15 protein-coding genes are annotated in these 18,363 nt (G+C 70.3%); 5 read left to right on the top strand and 10 right to left on the bottom strand.

Features of this window, described 5'->3' with window-relative positions; translation table 11 throughout:
* The first annotated feature begins 89 nt into the window (after window positions 1–89).
* Window positions 90–1,301 (top strand): right-handed parallel beta-helix repeat-containing protein, encoded by a 1,212-nt coding sequence (locus NUT86_RS17560; protein WP_274740522.1) that lies wholly within the window; start codon window positions 90–92, stop codon window positions 1,299–1,301.
* A gap of 7 nt (window positions 1,302–1,308) precedes the next feature.
* Here NUT86_RS17560 and NUT86_RS17565 read toward each other — a convergent pair whose 3' ends face one another.
* From NUT86_RS17565 to NUT86_RS17575, 3 genes are all read right to left on the bottom strand, one after another.
* The gene (locus tag NUT86_RS17565; RefSeq protein ID WP_266445667.1) at window positions 1,309–1,989 is read right to left on the bottom strand and encodes a hypothetical protein; all 681 of its coding nucleotides are present in this window, start codon (window positions 1,987–1,989) and stop codon (window positions 1,309–1,311) included.
* 300 nt (window positions 1,990–2,289) lie between these two features.
* On the bottom strand, window positions 2,290–4,761 hold the full coding sequence (locus NUT86_RS17570; protein WP_274736252.1) for an SdrD B-like domain-containing protein: 2,472 nt from the start codon (window positions 4,759–4,761) through the stop codon (window positions 2,290–2,292).
* 748 nt (window positions 4,762–5,509) lie between these two features.
* A complete protein-coding gene (locus tag NUT86_RS17575) occupies window positions 5,510–6,226 on the bottom strand; it encodes a VIT1/CCC1 transporter family protein (protein WP_159487905.1) in 717 nt (238 codons plus the stop codon).
* 85 nt (window positions 6,227–6,311) lie between these two features.
* Between NUT86_RS17575 and NUT86_RS17580 the strand changes: the two genes are divergently transcribed.
* Window positions 6,312–6,935 carry a Yip1 family protein gene (locus NUT86_RS17580; RefSeq protein ID WP_229838338.1) on the top strand — a complete coding sequence of 208 codons (624 nt, stop codon included), beginning with the start codon at window positions 6,312–6,314 and terminating at the stop codon, window positions 6,933–6,935.
* Window positions 6,936–7,085: 150 nt separating this feature from the next.
* On the opposite strand, the gene NUT86_RS17585 is transcribed toward NUT86_RS17580, so the two are convergent.
* A complete protein-coding gene (locus tag NUT86_RS17585; RefSeq protein ID WP_109890400.1) occupies window positions 7,086–7,451 on the bottom strand; it encodes a hypothetical protein in 366 nt (121 codons plus the stop codon).
* Window positions 7,452–7,746: 295 nt separating this feature from the next.
* Between NUT86_RS17585 and NUT86_RS17590 the strand changes: the two genes are divergently transcribed.
* Together NUT86_RS17590 and NUT86_RS17595 are read left to right on the top strand one after the other, a co-directional pair.
* Window positions 7,747–9,129, top strand: coding sequence for a CaiB/BaiF CoA transferase family protein (locus tag NUT86_RS17590; protein ID WP_274736254.1), 1,383 nt, complete (start codon window positions 7,747–7,749; stop codon window positions 9,127–9,129).
* 82 nt (window positions 9,130–9,211) lie between these two features.
* Window positions 9,212–10,558 carry a L,D-transpeptidase gene (locus NUT86_RS17595; RefSeq protein ID WP_109890402.1) on the top strand — a complete coding sequence of 449 codons (1,347 nt, stop codon included), beginning with the start codon at window positions 9,212–9,214 and terminating at the stop codon, window positions 10,556–10,558.
* 240 nt (window positions 10,559–10,798) lie between these two features.
* Here NUT86_RS17595 and NUT86_RS17600 read toward each other — a convergent pair whose 3' ends face one another.
* Both NUT86_RS17600 and NUT86_RS17605 read right to left on the bottom strand, forming a co-directional pair.
* Complete coding sequence (locus NUT86_RS17600; protein WP_381845432.1) at window positions 10,799–12,400, bottom strand: MDR family MFS transporter; 1,602 nt, start codon at window positions 12,398–12,400, stop codon at window positions 10,799–10,801.
* A gap of 105 nt (window positions 12,401–12,505) precedes the next feature.
* A complete protein-coding gene (locus NUT86_RS17605; protein WP_159487899.1) occupies window positions 12,506–13,099 on the bottom strand; it encodes an NADPH-dependent FMN reductase in 594 nt (197 codons plus the stop codon).
* Between the two features lie 163 nt (window positions 13,100–13,262).
* On the opposite strand from NUT86_RS17605, the gene NUT86_RS17610 reads away from it, so the two are divergent.
* Entirely contained in the window at window positions 13,263–14,045 is a 783-nt protein-coding gene (locus NUT86_RS17610) for a TetR/AcrR family transcriptional regulator (protein ID WP_159487897.1), read from the top strand.
* A 139-nt stretch (window positions 14,046–14,184) separates the two neighbouring features.
* Here NUT86_RS17610 and NUT86_RS17615 read toward each other — a convergent pair whose 3' ends face one another.
* The 4 genes from NUT86_RS17615 to NUT86_RS17630 all read right to left on the bottom strand — a co-directional run bounded on the left by NUT86_RS17615 (window position 14,185) and on the right by NUT86_RS17630 (window position 18,296).
* Window positions 14,185–15,066 (bottom strand): NAD(P)-dependent oxidoreductase, encoded by an 882-nt coding sequence (locus tag NUT86_RS17615; RefSeq protein WP_274736257.1) that lies wholly within the window; start codon window positions 15,064–15,066, stop codon window positions 14,185–14,187.
* 316 nt (window positions 15,067–15,382) lie between these two features.
* Window positions 15,383–16,849 (bottom strand): hypothetical protein, encoded by a 1,467-nt coding sequence (locus NUT86_RS17620; protein WP_159487893.1) that lies wholly within the window; start codon window positions 16,847–16,849, stop codon window positions 15,383–15,385.
* Window positions 16,846–17,976 carry a WXG100 family type VII secretion target gene (locus tag NUT86_RS17625; RefSeq protein WP_274736261.1) on the bottom strand — a complete coding sequence of 377 codons (1,131 nt, stop codon included), beginning with the start codon at window positions 17,974–17,976 and terminating at the stop codon, window positions 16,846–16,848. Before NUT86_RS17625 ends, NUT86_RS17620 begins: the two co-directional genes overlap by 4 nt.
* Entirely contained in the window at window positions 17,973–18,296 is a 324-nt protein-coding gene (locus tag NUT86_RS17630; protein WP_274736263.1) for a hypothetical protein, read from the bottom strand. Before NUT86_RS17630 ends, NUT86_RS17625 begins: the two co-directional genes overlap by 4 nt.
* Between the last annotated feature and the right edge of the window lie 67 nt (window positions 18,297–18,363).

Here is an 18,363-nt window from a genome sequence, read left to right on the forward strand (position 1 = left end):
CACTGACATGCGTACTGGCGGGCTGCGGGCCCGGCGATGACGGGTCGAACCACGGCCGGCGGCCACCCGGCGCGCACGTGACGATCAGAGTGCCGGCTGACGCCCCGTCGATCTCGGATGCGGTGTCTCTCGCTCACCCCGGTGACCTGGTGTTGGTCGCGCGGGGCGTGTACCACGAGTCGGTGAAGGTCTCCACGCCTCGGGTCACTCTTCGCGGGGAGTCCCGGGACAAGGTCGTGATCGACGGGCGGTTGCGGCAACCGAACGGCGTCGTCGTCAGCGCGCCCGGGGTGGCCGTGGAGAACCTGACCGTAAGGAACAACACGCAGAACGGGGTCCTGGTCACCGGTTCGGCGAAAGCGGTCGCCGGGCTACCGGGGCGTTCCGGGGGCTACGACACCGGCGATGAGCCGGTCACCTTCCTGAAGTCGTTCCTGGTCTCCTACGTGACCGCGACCCGCAACGGTCTGTACGGCATCTACGCGTTCTCCGCGCAGAACGGTGTCATCGAGCACTCGTACGCGTCAGGCGGGGCCGACTCGGGCATCTACGTCGGACAGTGCAAGCCCTGTCGCATCGTGGTGCGGGACAACATCGCCGAACTCAACGCGGTCGGTTACGAAGGCACCAACGCCAGCGAAGACATGTACGTGGTCCGCAACCGCCTGGTCGGCAACCGGGTCGGCCTGACCACCGACTCCGACCACCAGGAGAAGCTGCTCCCGCAGCAGGGCGCCGTCATCGCGGGCAATCTGATCGCGGCCAACCAGCAGACGGCCACCCCGGAGCAGGCCGACGGCGGGTGGGGCACCGGGATCGGCATCGACGGCGGCAGCGGCAACCACTTCCTCCGCAACCGCGTCGCCGGCAACAGCAACGCCGGGCTGGTGATCACCGCGACCGCCGACCTGCCTCCGGTGGGCAACCGGATCGTGGACAACACGTTCACCGGCAACGGCATCGACGTCGGCTGGACGTTCCCCACCGCCACGCGGGGACGGGGCAACTGCCTGCGTGGCAATGATCTGCGCACCACCGTGCCCGCCCGGCTCGCGAGAACCGAGTCCTGCCCGCTTCCGGCCCGGTCGCCCTCGCCGGCCGGCAGGTGGGCGATGCCGACGGCGCCCCGTGGCATCCCGTTCACCGAGGTCGCGGCGCCGGGTCCACAGCCGCAGTTCCCCCACGCCACCACTACGGGCGCCACCGCTGTCCCGGCCGTTCCGGCCCTGCCGAAGACGGCGGGCATCCCGCTGCCGCCGGCGTCCCTGCTCGCCGCGAACGCGCGGGTGCGGACGTCCTGAACAGCGGCTACCGGGTCGGGGTGACTCCGGGTACCGGCTTGACCGGAACGTACTTGTGGGTGTCGAAGTCGATGACCACCGGCTGCGGCTCGGAAGCCACGCTGACGCGGACCCGGTACATGGTGCCGTCCGGGCCGACCCAGTAGCGCACGTTGCCCGCCGTTCCGGAGCGGTCACGGGAGGACGGCCCGGTCATGACGTCCACCCGGTGCCCGTCCACCTGATCTCGTCCCCACCAGGCGGCGCCGTTCTGCGGCAGCAGTTCGGCGTTGTCCGGCCGGTCGCTGCCGAGCTTGAGGGCGATGCTCAGCGAGCTGTCCAGCGCGCTGCCGGACGACAGCAGCGGACGGCTGTGCCAGGCCGAGCGGGGCGGCGACGCGGGTGCGTGCGCCGGGGCGTTCGCGAGCGGGTGGACGAACACTGAGGTGGCCGTCCACCCGATCAGCCCGTCGCTGGATGTGTCGCGCCCGGTGCCGTGCACCACGCCGTAACCGAGCTTGCGTTGGTAGTCGACGGACCCGGTGACGATCAGCCCGCCGGCGGTGCCCGGCACAGTGATCGTCACCGCGCGGCCGTGCGCCGCGTAGTTACGGAACCGCGTGATCGCCAGCCGGTTCGCCTCATCCGGCGTCAGTGTGCGCGGACCGCCGGTGCCGGAGCCTCCGTCGGCGACCAGGAACGCGGCCACCGCGGTGGCCGCTATGCCGATGACGGCTGCCGCCCAGCGTGGCCGCAGCCATCGGCGCCGGCCAGCCGCACGGCCCGGTAGAGCTTGCTGGATTCTCCCGCTCCGCACGCGGCTCGACGCTGACACTCTTCTGATTCACCCTCTCGATCACCACACCGCTCGGCCGCCGTGTGGTCGCGGCGGCCGAGCGGTCCAGTGGCAGACGACGCCAAGGCCGGCCCTCGTGGACCGGCCGGGACGGGATCTGCCCGACCGCGCCATCCGGACCGCGGGCAGGCAGATCACTGTGGTTCGGTTCGTTCAGTGTTTCCGGGCGCGACGCTTCCGGCTCATGAACGCGATGACCAGGCCCGCACCCACCAGCAGACCGACCAGGGCGATCATCTGTGGCAGCCCGGACATACCGGTGTGCGCCAGCGAACCCGTGCTCCCGCCGCCGGGGGCCGGGCGGTGGGCAGGCGGCGCGGGTGACGGCGGCGTAGCGGCCGGTGGCGCACTCGGCGTCGAGGTCGGGGCCGGAGTCGGCGTCGAAGTCGAAGTCGGCGTCGCACTAGGCGTCGGTGTCGGAGTCGCAGTAGGCGTCGGAGTCGGAGTCGGAGTCGGTGTGGCCTTCGGGATGTACACCCCGGCGTCGATCGTGTGATCGACCCCGCCCGGCTTGTCCGGCGCCGTGACAGGCGCGTGGCCGTTGCACAACTGCCCGGTGGTCGGTGGGGTCACATTGGAGTCGTGCGCACGGTTGGCACCGGCCCGCGGGAGCGTGAACCTCAGCTCGCTCGCCGGGGGCTGCTCGGGCACCTGGCTGGTGTCCGCGGTGCACACGTCGAACTGCACCGTGTACTTCGCGCCCGGCGTGAGCTCGTACGCGGCGCCGACACCCCCGAAGTAGTACTCGCCGGCGGCATTGGTCCTGGTCGTGGCGACCTGTTTGCCGTCCGCGTCCAGCAGGTTGATCGTCGCCCCCGGCAGCAGCACGTGCCCCGGGTCCTGAATCCCGTTGTGGTCGCCGTCGAACCACACGACGTTGCCGATCTGGATCGGCGCGTTCGCCGCCGCGTACGCGATGTCACCGAGCCCGCCGGCCTTGCCGAACCCGCCTTGTACCCCGCTGACGAACTGGAACCCGTTGGCGGTCGGGTTGTTGCCCGGGCCCTGACCGGTCGTGATGTCGTGGTACCCGGTCCCTGAGGTCGCGACGTTGACGACCGGGTCGAACTCCGTGCTGGCGACCCACTGCTGCTGCGGGATATAGGCCACCGACCCCAGCGCGGTCTCCTGGTGCGCGTTGGCGTAATAGTCGCCCGGGAAGTATTCGACGACACCGGCGGCCTGGCCGCCGCTGTTGGCGGGGGTGGCGTGGTTGGGGCAGCTCCCGGTGCCTTCCCATTGGTATTCGCCGGTGGGAGTGGCGCAGACCATGGTGATGTCACCACCGGACATACCGCTTTCCGCCGTGTCGTTCCCCGGGCGGGGGTCCAGCCCTCCCCAACTGAGCACATCCATGAACCGGTCGCGGAAACCCAGGATCATCGAGCCGTCGCGGGCGAAGGCGAGGGAGGACAGCTCCGGCTGCGGATCGATGAAGACGCCGCCCGCCTTCCGGTCGTCCCACGTGTCCAGGCTGGTGTTCCACGGGTTCCAGTGGGTGGCCTTGTCGCCGGAACCGAAGACGCTGCCGCGTTCGTCCGCGAGCGGGTGGCTCAGCACCGTGGTGAACCGCTTGCCGTCGTAGGTGGAGACGAAGGCTTTCAGGTCCGCGCGCTGCCGTGTGCTCTCCGCGCTGCACACGCCGCCGACGTACAGCGTGTTGTTGTGGGCCTGGAGACCGAACGGCCGCCAGTCGTCGGGGCTCGCGCACCCCGGGTCCGGGATCGGGACCGTCGACTTGGGCGCCGCGGCGGTGGCCCCTGTCGCGTCGAAGCTCACCAGGCTGCGGGTCCGCAGGTTCACCGCGTACAGCGTGGAGCCGTCCTCCGACAGGGCCAGGCCACCGATGCTCTCCTTGCCCGGCGCGTCGGTGAACCCGGGATCCTTGATCATGTTGGCGGTGTCGTGCCGGGTCACCGCGGCGTCCGGCACCCGCGCGAACAGCTCCGGCGCACCCGAGCCGTTGACCGGCACCGTGTAGATCGCGCCCCCGCCTTGTGGCCCGTACGGGGCGTACCGGCGGGCGAACGCGCTCTGGAACAGCCGGGTCCGGTACGTGTCGTACGCCAACCCGAACGTCGTGCCCACCTGGTCCTGCGTGGCCAGCGTGGCCGGGCACGCCACATCGGTGGGACAGGTGCCCCGGGTCTTCGTCCCGAACGCCACCAAGGCCCGGTTGTCGGTCCCGTTGGCGCCGTTGTGGACCGGCACGAAGTACCGCGAGTCCGGCAGCGTGTAGTCGGCCGGATCCCACACCCCCGTCACCACCGAGGCGTTCTTTCCGTCCGACACATCCACGAACGACGTGAAGCTGTCGAAGTGGTTGTCCGCCGTCGACGCAGGCGCCGCCCGCAGGTAGTCGCTGTACGGTGCCGGGACGCTGACGTCGACGCGGTACCGGCCGCCGCTCAGCACGGCCGACCGCGACACCACGACCTTCCCGGTGGCATCCGTGACGCCGGTGACATCGTGCCCAGCGGGGTCGGAGATCTCCACCTTCATGCCCCGCTGTGGGACGTCCATCGTCGCGTTGATCACGCCGGTGCCGAAGAAGTCGCGCAGCACCTGAACCGTCAGCGTGCCGTCGGCGGTCGAAGCGGCGGCCGGCCCAGCCGTCGCTCCCACGGCACCGCCCGCCAGCAACAGAACGGATAACCCTATGCGTGCCAGCGGCTCCACGAGCCCACGGGCCGAACGGCGAGAGTCTCTGCCGACTCGGTTCATGGCATCACACTCCACACTTTTCTCGTCAGGAAAACGAAGTACCTGCTTCTCGCTGCCCGTCGACTTCGTGGCCCCGGACGCGGACGCCGGCGCGAACGCCACGGAAAGGAAAAAAGACGGCCCACGCCGTTGCGTGGACCGCTTTGTGGTGATCGCTTGAGGATATTTCGGGCGAGGTGTAAGCCTCGCAGGCCAGGAAAAGCGAACGCGCGTTCAGGGCCTCGGGTAAGACGGCCGCGGGTGGTGTGTTCCTGCAACGCACTCACGGCGCCCCCGCCCCCCACCGCCGACCTCGCCGACCGCCATCGCGAGCAGCGCGCGAATTCTATCCGCTGGGGTCTCGCCATCACCAGCAGAACGCCTGATATCCATCGGAATCCGCGAGAGTCCCCAAGTGCCCGGAGAATGGCGCCCGGAAGAATGTGCGATAGCGGCATGATGGCCGAATCCGGTCCCGTTGGGCGTTGCTTCGTTCACTTCTGGACAGCCCTTGTCGATGAGTCTGTGTGGCAGTTGTTCATCGATGGGACAGGGATTCTCACGGGAAATGAGTCCGGCTCGGATTCTGTGGCGGGGGCACGCTGAAGTACGCGGCTGAGGAAGACGATTTCAGCGCAAGCTCGTACCCGGCCCCAGGCCCCCGGAGCGCTCAAACCCCCGCCGCTCCCAATACCGACCCCGCCGCATACGTCACGCCCATCGCCACCACCCCACCTCCCACATTCCGCACCATCGCCCGCCCCACCGGGGCAAACCCCATCCGCGCACTGCCCCACCCGCACAGCGCCAGCGCCACGACCACCGCACCCACCGTGATCCACAGCCGATCCGCGGCCGGCGGCAGCACCATCGCCAGCAACGGCAGCAGCGCCCCCGCCGTGAACGCGAGGAAGCTCGCCCCCGCCGCATGCCAGGGATTGGTGAGTTCATCGGGGTCGATGCCCAACTCCACCTCGGCATGGGCCCGCAGCGCATCGTGCTCGGTGAGCTGCTCGGCCACCTCCCGGGCCAGCTGCTCGTCCAGCCCCTTCCCCTCCAACATCTCGGTCAGCTCGACGAGTTCCGCCTGCGGCTCGGTCGCCAGCTCCCGCTTCTCCTGCGCCAGCGCGGCCTTCTCCGAATCGCGCTGGGTGGAGACCGACACATACTCACCGGCCGCCATCGACAGGGAACCGGCCAGCAGCCCCGCCAGCCCCGCCGTCAACAACGTGCCGCGTACGTCGGTGGCTCCGGCGACCCCGACGACGAGTCCGGCGGTGGACACGATGCCGTCGTTGGCGCCAAGGACCGCCGCCCGCAGCCAGTTGAGCCGGCTGCCGAGCCCGCCGCCGTGCGCCTCGTCGTGGTCCGTTGTCTGCGAGGTCATCGGACGAGCGTCTCACCCGTACCGGCCCGTGCCCCGCTCGACGCCCCCGCGCCGCCCCGGAATGGCCGGTGGTAGAAACGGCCTTATGTCCGCACCGCCCCCCTCACCGCCTCCCCAGCCCCCACCGCCCACGCTCGTCCAGCCGGCGCCCCGTAAGCCCGCGCCTCGCCGCCGACTGTGGTGGCACCGGCTGATATTCGGGCTCTGGTACCGCCCGGTGGAGGTGCTGGACGAGGCGCGGGACCGCAGCGCCTGGAGCGCGGCGGTGCTGCTGTCGCTGATCAGCGGCGCCATCGGGGTGCTGTCGGTGGACGCGTTCCACACCCAGTGGGCCGTCGACCGCACCGCGGGGCTCCAGCTCATCGGGCTGGCCGAGGCGGGGGTACTGCTCGCCAGCTTCGTGCTGGGCGCGGTCGCCCATGCGATCGCCCGCACCCTAGGCGGTATCGGCCGCTTCGCGCCGACCGCGAGCCTGTTCATCGTGCTCTTCTGGGTGACGGATCTGCCGCGACTGATGATCGCCGCCTGGCTGCCGACCGACGCCACCTTCGTGCAGGCCGCGACGTGGACGACCTGGGGCTTCGGCTATGTCCTCGCCATACTGCTCATACGCGGCCAGCACCATCTCTCGACGTGGAAGTCGGCGGCCGCGGTCTCCGTACAGATGCTGGCCGCACTGGCCCTGCTGAGGCTGGGCCCGGTCCGCTGAGGCTGGGGCCGGTCTGCTGAATACGGGGCCGGTCCGCTGAATCCGGCCCCGCCGCATCGGCCCGACCGGCCAAATCAGCCAAATCGGCCGCACGGCCCGCACTCAGCGGCTTCGAGTGCGGGCACCCGCCAACCACCGGCCACGGCCCGCTCAACTACGGCTGGTCAGCCGCCGTACGAGCCCCTCGAACGCCGCCCGCTCGGCCGCGCTCAGCTCCACACACTCCGACGGCGGCCCGTCCGGCCCGGTCTGCCGCGGCACCGATCCGAGCAGCTCCGGCTGTACGGGCAGTCCCGCTCCGGGCAGCCCCTCCGGACCTCGCGCCGAGAATGAGCCACCCGGTGCGAACCGTCCGCGCGAGGCGTACCGTGCCCGCATCTCCCGCTGGTCCCGCCGCAGGGCGGCCTCGTACCGGCCCCGTCGCAGCAGTCTGGTCATCCCGACCGCCCAGACGACGCCCAGAGCGACAAGGACGCCGAGGCCGATCTGCTGCAGAATCGAATCGGAGGGAAGCATGTGGTCCTCCCGGACGGATGAGGGCGCTGAGCCAGGGCTTGTCTTCGGATCGGTCCAGGAGTCAGTAGACACCACGTTTCAGGACTTCCGACAGGAGATCTTGGGCCGAAAGTCCCTAAGTGACACATCTCCTATGACATTTCGCCACATTTCCGGCACGACCCGCGAAGGCGCCACCCCAAGAGGCCGCCCCGGCAGGATTCCCCCCGCCCCGTTGGACACCCCGGAGGCTTCCCCCGGCGAAGATCGTCCCGGACGATGACGGCACCTCGTCCGCGACGTGAGGAGTACGCACGTGCCGCAGCCGCACCGGCCGCAGCCCCGGCCACCCGCCGACGCCGCCCCCGAGCCCACCGGCGCGGAGCCCACCGGCACGGAGCCCCCCGGCGCCGGGACCTACACCGCCCCGCCCACCGACGCGGCCCCGCCCGGTGCGGCACCCGCCCGTGCCCTGGACGGCATCCTCGTCGCGGACTTCAGCCGGGTGCTGGCCGGGCCGCTGGCCGCCGCGACGCTCGCCGACCTCGGCGCCGAGGTGATCAAAGTGGAGCGGCCGGGCACCGGTGACGACACCCGCGCCTGGGGCCCTCCGTTCGTCGCGGACCCCCCTTCCGGCGAGGAGCCCCCTTCCGGCGAGGAGCCCGCACCGCACGAGGGCGGAGCGCCGCGGCGCGGGACGGCCGCGTACTTCGACGCCGCGAACCGCTCCAAGCGCGGTCTGGCACTGGATCTCGGCGATCCGGACGATGCGGCCGCGGCCCGCGAGTTGGCGCGCCGGGCCGACGTACTGATCGAGAACTTCCGCCCCGGCTCGCTCGCCAAATACGGCCTGGACCACACCGCCACCCGCGCCGCCAACCCGGGCCTGGTGCACTGCACGATCACCGGGTTCGGCTCCGGCGCGGGCGCCCGGCTGCCCGGCTACGACTTCGTCGTGCAGGCCGTCGGCGGGCTGATGAGCATCACCGGCGAGCCCGGCGGCACACCGCTGAAGGCGGGCGTCGCGCTGGTGGACGTGCTGACCGCGAAGGACGCCACCACCGGCATCCTCGCGGCGCTGCGCCACCGCGACCGCACCGGCCAGGGCCAGCTGGTCGAGGTCAATCTGCTGTCGTCGCTGCTGGGCTCGCTGGTCAATCAGGCGTCCGGGCATCTGGCCACCGGCCGCGATCCGGGCCCGATGGGCAATCGCCATCCGAGCATCGCCCCGTACGAGACGCTGGCCTGCCGCGACGGGCAGCTGCTCGCGGTGGCGGTGGGCAATGACCGTCAGTTCCGGGAGCTGGCGCGGGCACTGGGCGCCCCGGAACTCGCCGAGGACGCCCGCTTCGCCCGCAATGAGGACCGGGTACAGAACCGCACAGACCTCATCAAAGCGCTGGAGCGCCGGCTGGCCTCGGACACCCCGCACGACTGGACCGAGCGACTGACCGCCGTGTCCGTGCCCTGCGGCCCGGTCAACACCGTCTCCGAGGCCCTGGAGTTGGCACAGCGCCTCGGTCTCGCCCCGGTGACACCGGTCGGCGAGGGACGTATCCCCCAAGTCACCAGCCCACTCCGCCTTTCGGGGACGCCGGTGACCCAACCCTTCGCTCCACCCCGCCTGGACGAACACGGCACGGCACTGCGAACCTGGCTGTCGGGGCCGGCCGACCACCCCCTGCCGCCACACGTGTGACCTTCATCACAAGACCGCCGTACCCGCAACCAAATCCGTCCGCTCGTGCTGTTTACCAGCACGGAATCACAACACCCCTGTTATGGAGCAGCTCGTGACAACGCCGGACAACCTCGCGCCCGCTCGGTCCCGCACCCCGCACCAGCTGCTCCCCTCGGTCGAGCAGCCGGCGGCGGGCGCCCCGCGCCGTAACCGGCGGATGCGCCGCACGCTCGCCGTGACGGCGCTGTTCGCAGCGGGTGCGCTGACCCTGTCCGCCTGTGGCGGGGACGCCTCGGCCGGCGGCAACGACGACGGCAAGAACGGCCAGGCCGGCGCGGACGCCGCGGCCGCCAAGAACGCCTCCGACGTGAAGATCAAGGTCTCGTCGGACGACGGCGCCACCAACGCCAGCATCAACGACACCGGTGTGAAGGCCACCGGCGGCAAGCTGACCGAGGTGAAGCTCACCGAGGCCGACTCCGGCAAGGACGTCGCCGGTGCCATATCGTCCGACGGCACGTCCTGGAAGCCCGGCGTCCAGCTGGAGCGCGGCACCAAGTACCGGATCGTGGCGAAGGCCAAGGACGCCAAGGGCCGGGCCGCCACCGAGAACGCGAGCTTCACGACCGTCTCCACGGCCAACAGCTTCATCGGCAGCTACACCCCCGACAACGGCAAGACCGTCGGCGTCGGCATGCCGGTGTCCTTCAACTTCGACAAGGCGATCACCAACAAGAAGGACGTCCAGTCCCACATCACGGTGACGTCCAGCAGCGGCCAGAAGGTCGTCGGCCACTGGTTCGGCACCCAGCGCCTGGACTTCCGTCCCGAGGACTACTGGAAGGCCGGCTCCAAGGTCACCATGAAGATCGACCTGGACGGGGTGAAGGGCGGCCAGGGCATCACCGGTGTGCAGTCCAAGACGGTGTCCTTCACCATCGGGCGCTCGCAGGTCTCCACGGTCGACATGAACACCCAGAACATGACGGTCAAGCGGGACGGCAAGACCCTCAAGACCATCCCGATCTCCGGCGGCAGCCCCGAGAACCCCACCTACAACGGCCAGATGGTGATCTCGGAGAAGTTCGAGCAGACCCGTATGGACGGCTCGACGGTCGGCTTCAAGAAGAAGGACGGCAAGGGCGAGTACGACATCCCTGACGTCCCGCACGCCATGCGGCTGTCGGCCTCCGGCACCTTCCTCCACGGCAACTACTGGGGCGACCCGTCCATCTTCGGCAAGGCCGGCACCAGCCACGGCTGCGTCGGCCTGCGGGACAACAAGGGCGGCGGGGGCGACACTCCGGGCAAGTGGTTCTTCAACGAGTCGCTGATCGGCGATGTCGTCGTCGTGAAGAACTCGGACGACCAGACCATCAAGCCGGACAACGGCCTCAACGGCTGGAACATGTCCTGGGCCGAGTGGCAGCAGGGCAGCGCGGTCTGACGGACGACGCCCGCGGCGCACACGCACGAAGGCGGTGGCCGGTCCCTGGTAGGGGCCGGCCACCGCCTTTGTGTGTATGGGGCTGGTGTGTACGGCTGCGTACGGGGCTGGTGCGTACGGGGCTGATGCGTATGCGGCCGCCGCATACGGCTCCGGCGGATCAACGGGTCCGCCACCCCGGCCGGGGTCGGCGGGCCGGGCCGCGCCGGGCCAGGCCGCGCCGAGCCGGACCGCACCGGGTCAGTCCACCGGGTCCACCGGGTCCACCATGTCAACCGCCGTCCGCAGCGGCACCTCCCGTACGAACCAGGCTGCCGCGAAGCCCAGCGCGGCCAGCACCGCGGCGCCGATGAGGACCCCGTGCAGCCCGCTGGTGACCGCCGCCCGGTAGGCGTCCCGTACCGGTGCGGCCACCCCGTCCAGCACCTGTGGCGTCAGCTGTCCGGCGCCCGCCGTCAGCCGGTCCGCGGCGCCCTCCCCCACCCGGTCGGCGAGCCCGCTGTGCAGCCGTCCGGTGAAGACGGCGCCCAGCAGGGCGACACCGAGCGAGCCGCCGACCGTACGCAGCAGGGTGACCGTGCCGCTGGCGGCGCCCATGTCGCGCAGTGCGGCGCTGTTCATGGTGATGATCATGGTGCTCTGCATGACGAACCCGATGCCCATGCCCGCGACGACGGTGAGCGCGGAGGCCAGGGCCGTCGCGGTGTCCGTACCGAGCAGCAACAGGAGCAGGACACCCGCGGTCAGCACCCCGCCCCCCAGGATCGGATAGATCCGGTAGCGGCCGTTACGGCTGATCAGGGCCCCGGTGCCGAGCTGCACACCGAGCATCCCGAACATCAGCGGCAGCAACAGCAGCCCGCCGGCCGTCGGCGAAAGACCCTGCACGAACTGCAGGTACTGCGGCAGATAGCTGGTCGCGCCGAGCATCACCGCGCCGACCAGAAAGCTCAGGATCTGCGCCAGGGTGAAGTTGCGGCTGCGGAACAGCCGGGGCGGGATGACCGGCTCCACGGCCCGCCGCTCGACCCGTACGAACCAGGCCAGCGCCACCACGCCCACCGCCGCCAGCCCGAGGATCTGCGGCGATCCCCACCCGTAGCGGACACCGCCCCAACTGGCCAGCAGGGTCAGCGCCAGGATCGCGCCGGACAGCAGCAGGACGCCCGGATAATCGATCCGCGCCGTGCTCCGCTCGGTGCGGCCCAGCCGGATCCACACCCCGACGATCACCAGCGCGACCGCGCCGAGCGGCACATTGACGTAGAACGCCCACCGCCAGCTCAGCTGATCCGTGAGAAAGCCGCCCAGCAACGGCCCCCCGATGAACGCAACCGGCATCATGGCGCCGATCATCGACTGCATCCGGCCGCTGTCCCGCGGCGGCACCAGCACCCCGATGATCGACAGCGCCCCGACCATCAACCCGCCCGCGCCCAGCCCCTGCAGGGCCCGGAACGCGATGAGCTGCCCCATGTCCTGTGCCAGCCCGCACAGCATCGACCCGGCCAGAAAGAGCACGATCGCCGCCATGAACGTGCCCTTGCGGCCGTAGAGATCGCCCGCCTTCCCCCAGATCGGTGTCGCCACGGCGGTGGTGAGCAGATAGGCCGTCACCACCCACGACAGCTGTTCCAGGCCCCCGAGCTCCCCCACGATCGTGGGCAGCGCGGTCCCGACGATCATTCCGTCCACCATCCCCAGGAACATCCCGAGCAGCAGCCCGAACACCCCGAGGTACAGCGACCGCGACCGCTCCCCGTTCCCCGCGGCCCCCTTGGCCCCCATGGCCCCCTCGGCCCGGCCGGTCCCGCCGGCCGCTTCCGCCGCACTGTCCGTCACTTTCACTACGCCCCTCGCCCCTCGCCCCTCGCTCCGGCGCTCCGTCTCTCCGTCTCGCCGTCTCTCCGTCTCGCCGTCTCGCCGCGGATTCCGGTACGTGCACCATCAGGCGGCGTACGGCCGGATGGCCTTGGCCTCCGCCAACGCCAGTGCCCACCAGGACAGTTGGTCGAGCATGACCTTGGCCGCGCCCTCGGCCGTCGGGTCCGTCGGCCGCCCCTCCGCGTCGAACTTGTCCCCGTAGTTGTGGAAGCTGACGGTGTGCCGGACCGTCATCGCGTTCAGCTCCGCCAGCACCACGCGCAGCTGCTCCACCGCCCGCAGCCCGCCGGACAGCCCGCCGTAGGACACAAAGCCGACCGGTTTGGCGTGCCACTCGGTGTGGTGCCAGTCGATGACGTTCTTCAGGGGCGCCGGGAAGCTGTGGTTGTACTCCGGCGTGACGATCACCATCGCGTCGGCCGCCGCCAGCCGCGGGGAGATCTCGGCGAGCAGCTCGGTGGTACCGGGCGCCGGAGGCTGCCCGAAGGCGGGAAAGACGGTGGGCGCCGGCGTCTCGACGAGATCGATCACCTCCGCGGCCATGTCCCCCCGCTGGGCGATCCGTTCGGCCACCCACGCCGCGACCGTCGGCCCGAACCGGCCGTCCCGCGTACTCCCGACGATGACCGCGACCTGCAGGCGCTTCTCGCTGCCCATGACGCATCCCTCCCCTGCGCGCATACCGCTCTACGGCATGCGGCTCCGCTGCTGTGTACGGCGTATCGAACGAGTACAACGTACACAGCAGCGTGTACAGCGTCTACTTCTGATACGTTGTACGCGATGCTGCTCCGGAAGGATCCGGGAAGGAAGTGGGCCCATGGCCAGCAAGAAGACCGCCGATGCCGAGGACCGGCGGCCGTCCGGGTCCGCCGCGGACTCGCCGGACCCGGCGGAAGTCTCCCTCTGGGAGCGGCTGGACCGCCCGGCACCGGCCCCGCGGGCCACTCTGACCCCGCAGAAGATCGCCGCGGCCGCCGTTCAGATCGCCGACACCGACGGCATCGACGCCGTCACCATGCGCCGCCTGGCCACCGAACTGGGCGTCGCCCCCATGGCGGCCTACCGCTATGTCTCCGGCAAGGGCGACGTCCTGGACCTGATGACCGACGCGGTCTACGCGGACCTGCAACTCCCCGACGACCTGGAGAACTGGCGCGACGTCATGCGCGCCCACGCGCTGCGCACCCGGGAGATCGTGCTGCGCCACCCCTGGCTCATCCAGATCTCCTCACCGCAGGCGCTGCGCGCACTCACCCCCAGCCGGATGGCCGAGGCCGAGCGGGCACTCTCCTCCCTGGACGGGCTCGGACTCGACATCGACGCGATGATGGCCGTCGTCGGGACCGTCACCTCCTATGTCCACGGGGCCGTTTCGGCCGAGTGCGCCCAGCACACCCTGATGCGGGAGCAGGGCTGGGACAGCCCCGACGATCTGCGCACCGCCCTCGGCCCGCAGATGCGCTACCTGATGAGCACCGGCCGCTACCCCACCTATCACCGCTACCTCCGCGAAGCCGTCCACAAGGACGACCCGCAGTGGCGCTTCGAGACCGGCCTGGACAGCGTCCTCGACGGCATCGCGGCCCGGCTGGACATCTGAGCGGCCGGTGACGGATGCGCGGGCGGGGCCTCCCGCGCACCTGTCCGTCACCGACGCCCGGCCGCGCACCGGCACCGGCTCTGGCACCGGCTCTGGCACCGGCTCTGGCACTGGACTGGCACCGGCACCTCGTCCCGCCTCAGCGCGGGTGCACCAACTCCACCACTCCCGCCAGCCCCTCGCTCCCGTGGCCGTCCGCCACCCGCCGCTCCATCAGCGCGAACAGCGGCGCGTACAGTTCCGGGCTGACGCCCTGTGCGCGGCTGACCTCCCCGATGCTGTCGTGCGCGACCTGCATGGCGAGCGGGGATCCGGTGACGCTGTAGTCACCGGAGTCGATCTGCGCCGCCATCGCGGGCAGACCGCCGGCCATCGCCGCCAGCCACGGCTGCAGCAGCGTCGTGGTGAACTCCGCCACCGATCCGCCCGCCGAGCGCACCAGCGCGGCCGCGTGCAGAAAACCGCCGAACATGCCGTACATGCCGCTCAGCAGCGCGAGGTCGTGGAGCGGTGCGAGCCCGGGCTCCTCTCCCAGGTAGACGCTGCGGGCGAACGCGTCCAGCACACCCCGGTGCGCCTCGAAAGCCTCCCGCGAGCCGCTGTAGAGCACGAAGGCCTCCGGGCTCGCGATGATCTCGGGCACGGCCATGATGCCGCCGTCGAGGTAGGAGGCCCCGAGGGCTGTCACCCGCTCCGCCATCGCACAGGCCTCCTCGGGCGAACCATTGGTCACATTGACCACCACCCGCCCCTGCAACGCCGCCCGCCCGCCGCCCTGTTGCTCCAGAAGCGGACCGATATCGCCGTAATCGAGGATGCAGACGAGCACGATCTCACCGGCCCTGACCGCCTCGGCCACCGACCCGGCCCGCCGCGCTCCACGCGCCACGAGCCCCTCCGCCCGGCCGGGCGTCCTGTTCCACACGGTCACTTCATGGCCGGCCACCAGCAGCGCATCCGCCAGCGCCGCCCCCATGCTCCCCAGCCCGAGGACCGCCACGCTCTTCTTCACCGTCGTCACGAACCGAACTCCCGCCTCATTGCGCCTGATTCAGCGACCTCGCGGGGGATTCCGTGGGCCGCCGCATCAGTCTTGGTCGGAGCTCGACACGGGACAAGTACCTACTTTTTGGTGCGTACTTACCTGCAGGTGCGTGGTCGTGCATGGACGTGGCTGGACGTGGGTGGATGCCCCTCGTCACCGGACTGCCGCCACCAAGACGGCGGGCCGCCCCTCGTCAGGAGGGACGGCCCGTACGGTGTCGGTCAGTGGTCGCCGGAGACGGGCCGTCAGCCGCTGCCTGAGCGGCCCGTCGGTCGCTGCCGGGGGCGCCCCGTCAATCGCTGTCGGGGGCGGTCCGGGACGTCCGTACCAACAGGGCGGCGAGCGGTGCCAGCAGACCTGCCGCACCGACCCACAGCCGCCACGCACCGTTGTCCGGCACGGCCAGCAGCGCCCCCATGCTCAGCAGCGCACACACCAAGCCGGCCAAAAGCGGCTTCGGGACGGTGGCGGACCAGGCGGCGCCGAGGTCCAGCAGCCGGACCTGCCGCCCGGCCCCGGGGAGCGCCCCGCGGTCCGGGCCCGGCGCGGCTGCTTCCATGCCCTGCGCCACACGGGCGGGCACCGCACCCGGCAACTGCCAGCCGTCATCGCCGATCAGCTCGGCAAGCACATCCTTGCCCCGACGCCGCTGCGGATGCCACACCAGCAGCCCTGATGCCCCTGCCAGGACAGCCCCCGCGACGGTGCTGGACAGCTCGCCGTGGAAGGGGACGGTCCGGTCCGTGCCGTCGACGCCGAGCAGCAGACACTTCAGCTGCCGGGTGTTCTCCCGGCGTTGGCGCTCGGCCGCCTGATCCGTGCCCTCGACCGGCGGGGCGTCGGTGTGCTTTCCGCCGCCTGTGACACGGACCCGCAGGGCGACCCAGTCCTCGCCGGTGCTGCGTGCACCCCGGCGTGTGACGCCCTCCCGCCACCAGCCGGCGCAGAGTGCCAACGTCACCAGGATCCAGAAACCGGCGGCCACCCAGGACGTGGCGGCTTCCACCGTCCTCCCGGACAACTTCCGTTCCACTTCTGCCCGTTGGTCATCACCCACGGCGCCCAGCTCGGGGTGCGCCGGGACGTAACCGACGTACAGCTCACCGCCGACCTCCTGGCGCCGTTCGGTGTCCGCCGTGAAGCTCGCCGGAACCCCGCGTCCACCCTGCCCGTTAGCCGGCGGAAGGAGGACGGTGTACTGGGCGGTGGCATCTGCGTTCCGCCCGCGCCCCTCGGGCACCTCGTGCTCGATGGCGGCGATACGGAGTTTGCCGGTGACCGCGCCGGCCTCGCGCAATGCCGCTGCCCGGCCCCCGGAGTCCGGTTCCGCCACCGCGAGCGCGATCCACAGGCACACCAGCGTCGGCAGCCCGACCAGCAGGCCGACGGCACGGAGCGACGGCCATGGCGTGCCGTGCAGCCGCGCGGGGACGGCTGCAGGTCGGGCTTCGCCCGATGCCGATGAAGCGGCCCGCACCGCCCGCGCGTAGGTACGGTCCCGGGCCGCGCCGGCCCGGAACACACTCACCCCGACGGCACCCAGGCACAGCGCCAGCACCCCGAAAGCAAGCCAGACGACGACCGTCCGCACTCCCCCGGCCCCGAGAAACAGCCATGCCGCGGTGAGCGCCACCAGCGCGAGGGGCGCGGCCACGGTCACCCACCGGCCGCTGCGTGCACCGACCGCCCCAGCCGGAACCGGCCGCGCCGGGTCGCCCGGCTTGGACAGGGTCACCGCGGACGGCTGATCGCCGGTCATCCGAACGCTCCGAACTTGTCCGTGTCCGGGGATTCCTTCATCTTCTTCGTGCCCTCTCCGGCATGCCGGCGCGCATCGGCAGCGGCGCCGGGCTTGTCCTTTTCCTTGTCCGCGTTGGGGTCGCCATTGATCGCCGCGTCCATGTCCTTGACGATGTTGCCCTCCATCCCCAGGCCGATACTGATCGGGGCATTGGTCGCCACGTCACCCGCAAGTTCATGGGCACCGCTGAACGACCTGCCTTCCGTGATCCGGTGTACGGCGGCACCGCCGGCGCCTCCTGTCGCACCGCCGAATGCTGCGCCCAGCGCCATCTGCGAGGCGTCGAACTCTTCGCCCTTCCTGACGTTGTTGATGCTGTCACCGACCAGCGACGAAGCACCACCGGCGGCCACTCCACCCGCCGCGTTCCCTAGAAGTCCACCACCCAGCTTGCCGGCGAGCGGACCGGCGATGTATTTGCCCCCCAGCGCTCCGACCGCGCCGTTCACCACATTGTCCATCACCTCGAATTCACCCTTGGTCGCATAGCTGGTGGCCATTCCCGTGCCGGCGCCTGCCGCCCATTGCACGCCCAGTTCGACGGTGAGCCGCCGCAAGGTCGATTGCTGGGCGAACGTGCGGATGGCCCGGAAGGTGCGGGCGGCAAAGCTGAGTAGCTTCCCCAACTTCGTTGCCGCGTTGGCGGCTTGCACTCCCAGCCTCGCGGCGTTTGCCGCCCCCGCCGCCGCAGAAAATCCGAGCGTCACAAAAGAGAGCGCGACGGAGGCACCGATTGAGACACCGATCTCCAGGTAAATCTCATGGATCTCTTTATTGATCTTCTCGATGTCATCGGCTGCCTTGTCGAGACCGTCCGCCGCCTGCTCGAAGAGCGGGGTGGTTTCGTGGACCGCCTTGCCGATTCCTTTCCAGTGCGTGGCGAAGGCGTCGGCCGAGTCGCCACGCCAGTGATCGCCAATGGTGGCCTGCACCTGCTTGTTCAGCGCGCCATAGACTTCCTTCAACTCCTCGCCCATGTCGCGATAGCCCTTGGCTGCCGCGCGCAACACATCGGGCCGACCCCCGGGGTTCACCAGCTCGAGGCCGGCTTCAAAGACCTGTTCAGCGGCACCCTCCTCGCTCACTTCTTACCTCCCTTGAACATCTCCTCAAGTGCCTCATCCGCTTCCCGGGAATTCCTAGAGTTCTCGTCCAGGGATCGGCTCACCTCATCCAGGTGTCGAGCCAGCTTGCTCAGAGATTCGGTCATGTCGGAGGAAAGCTCGATATAGGCGCTGGTGACCTCTTCGGACTCCGTCAGGAACCCGAAGCCGTCATGAATCTGCTCCGCGTCCGTTTTGCCGCGGAATGACTTTATGGCCCGGGAAAGGTCATACGCCCTGGATTCAAAGGCTTTTGCGAGTTTATCCAACTCTTGAGGGTCGATATAAAAATCACCCGGCATGCTCCGCCCCCACAACTCAGTACTTGATCAATGCAGCGACACACATTACGCCTTGAGCAATTTCACG

The sequence above is a fragment of the Streptomyces sp. G7(2002) genome (assembly GCF_028870195.1).
In the GTDB taxonomy this organism is placed as follows: domain Bacteria; phylum Actinomycetota; class Actinomycetes; order Streptomycetales; family Streptomycetaceae; genus Streptomyces; species Streptomyces nigrescens.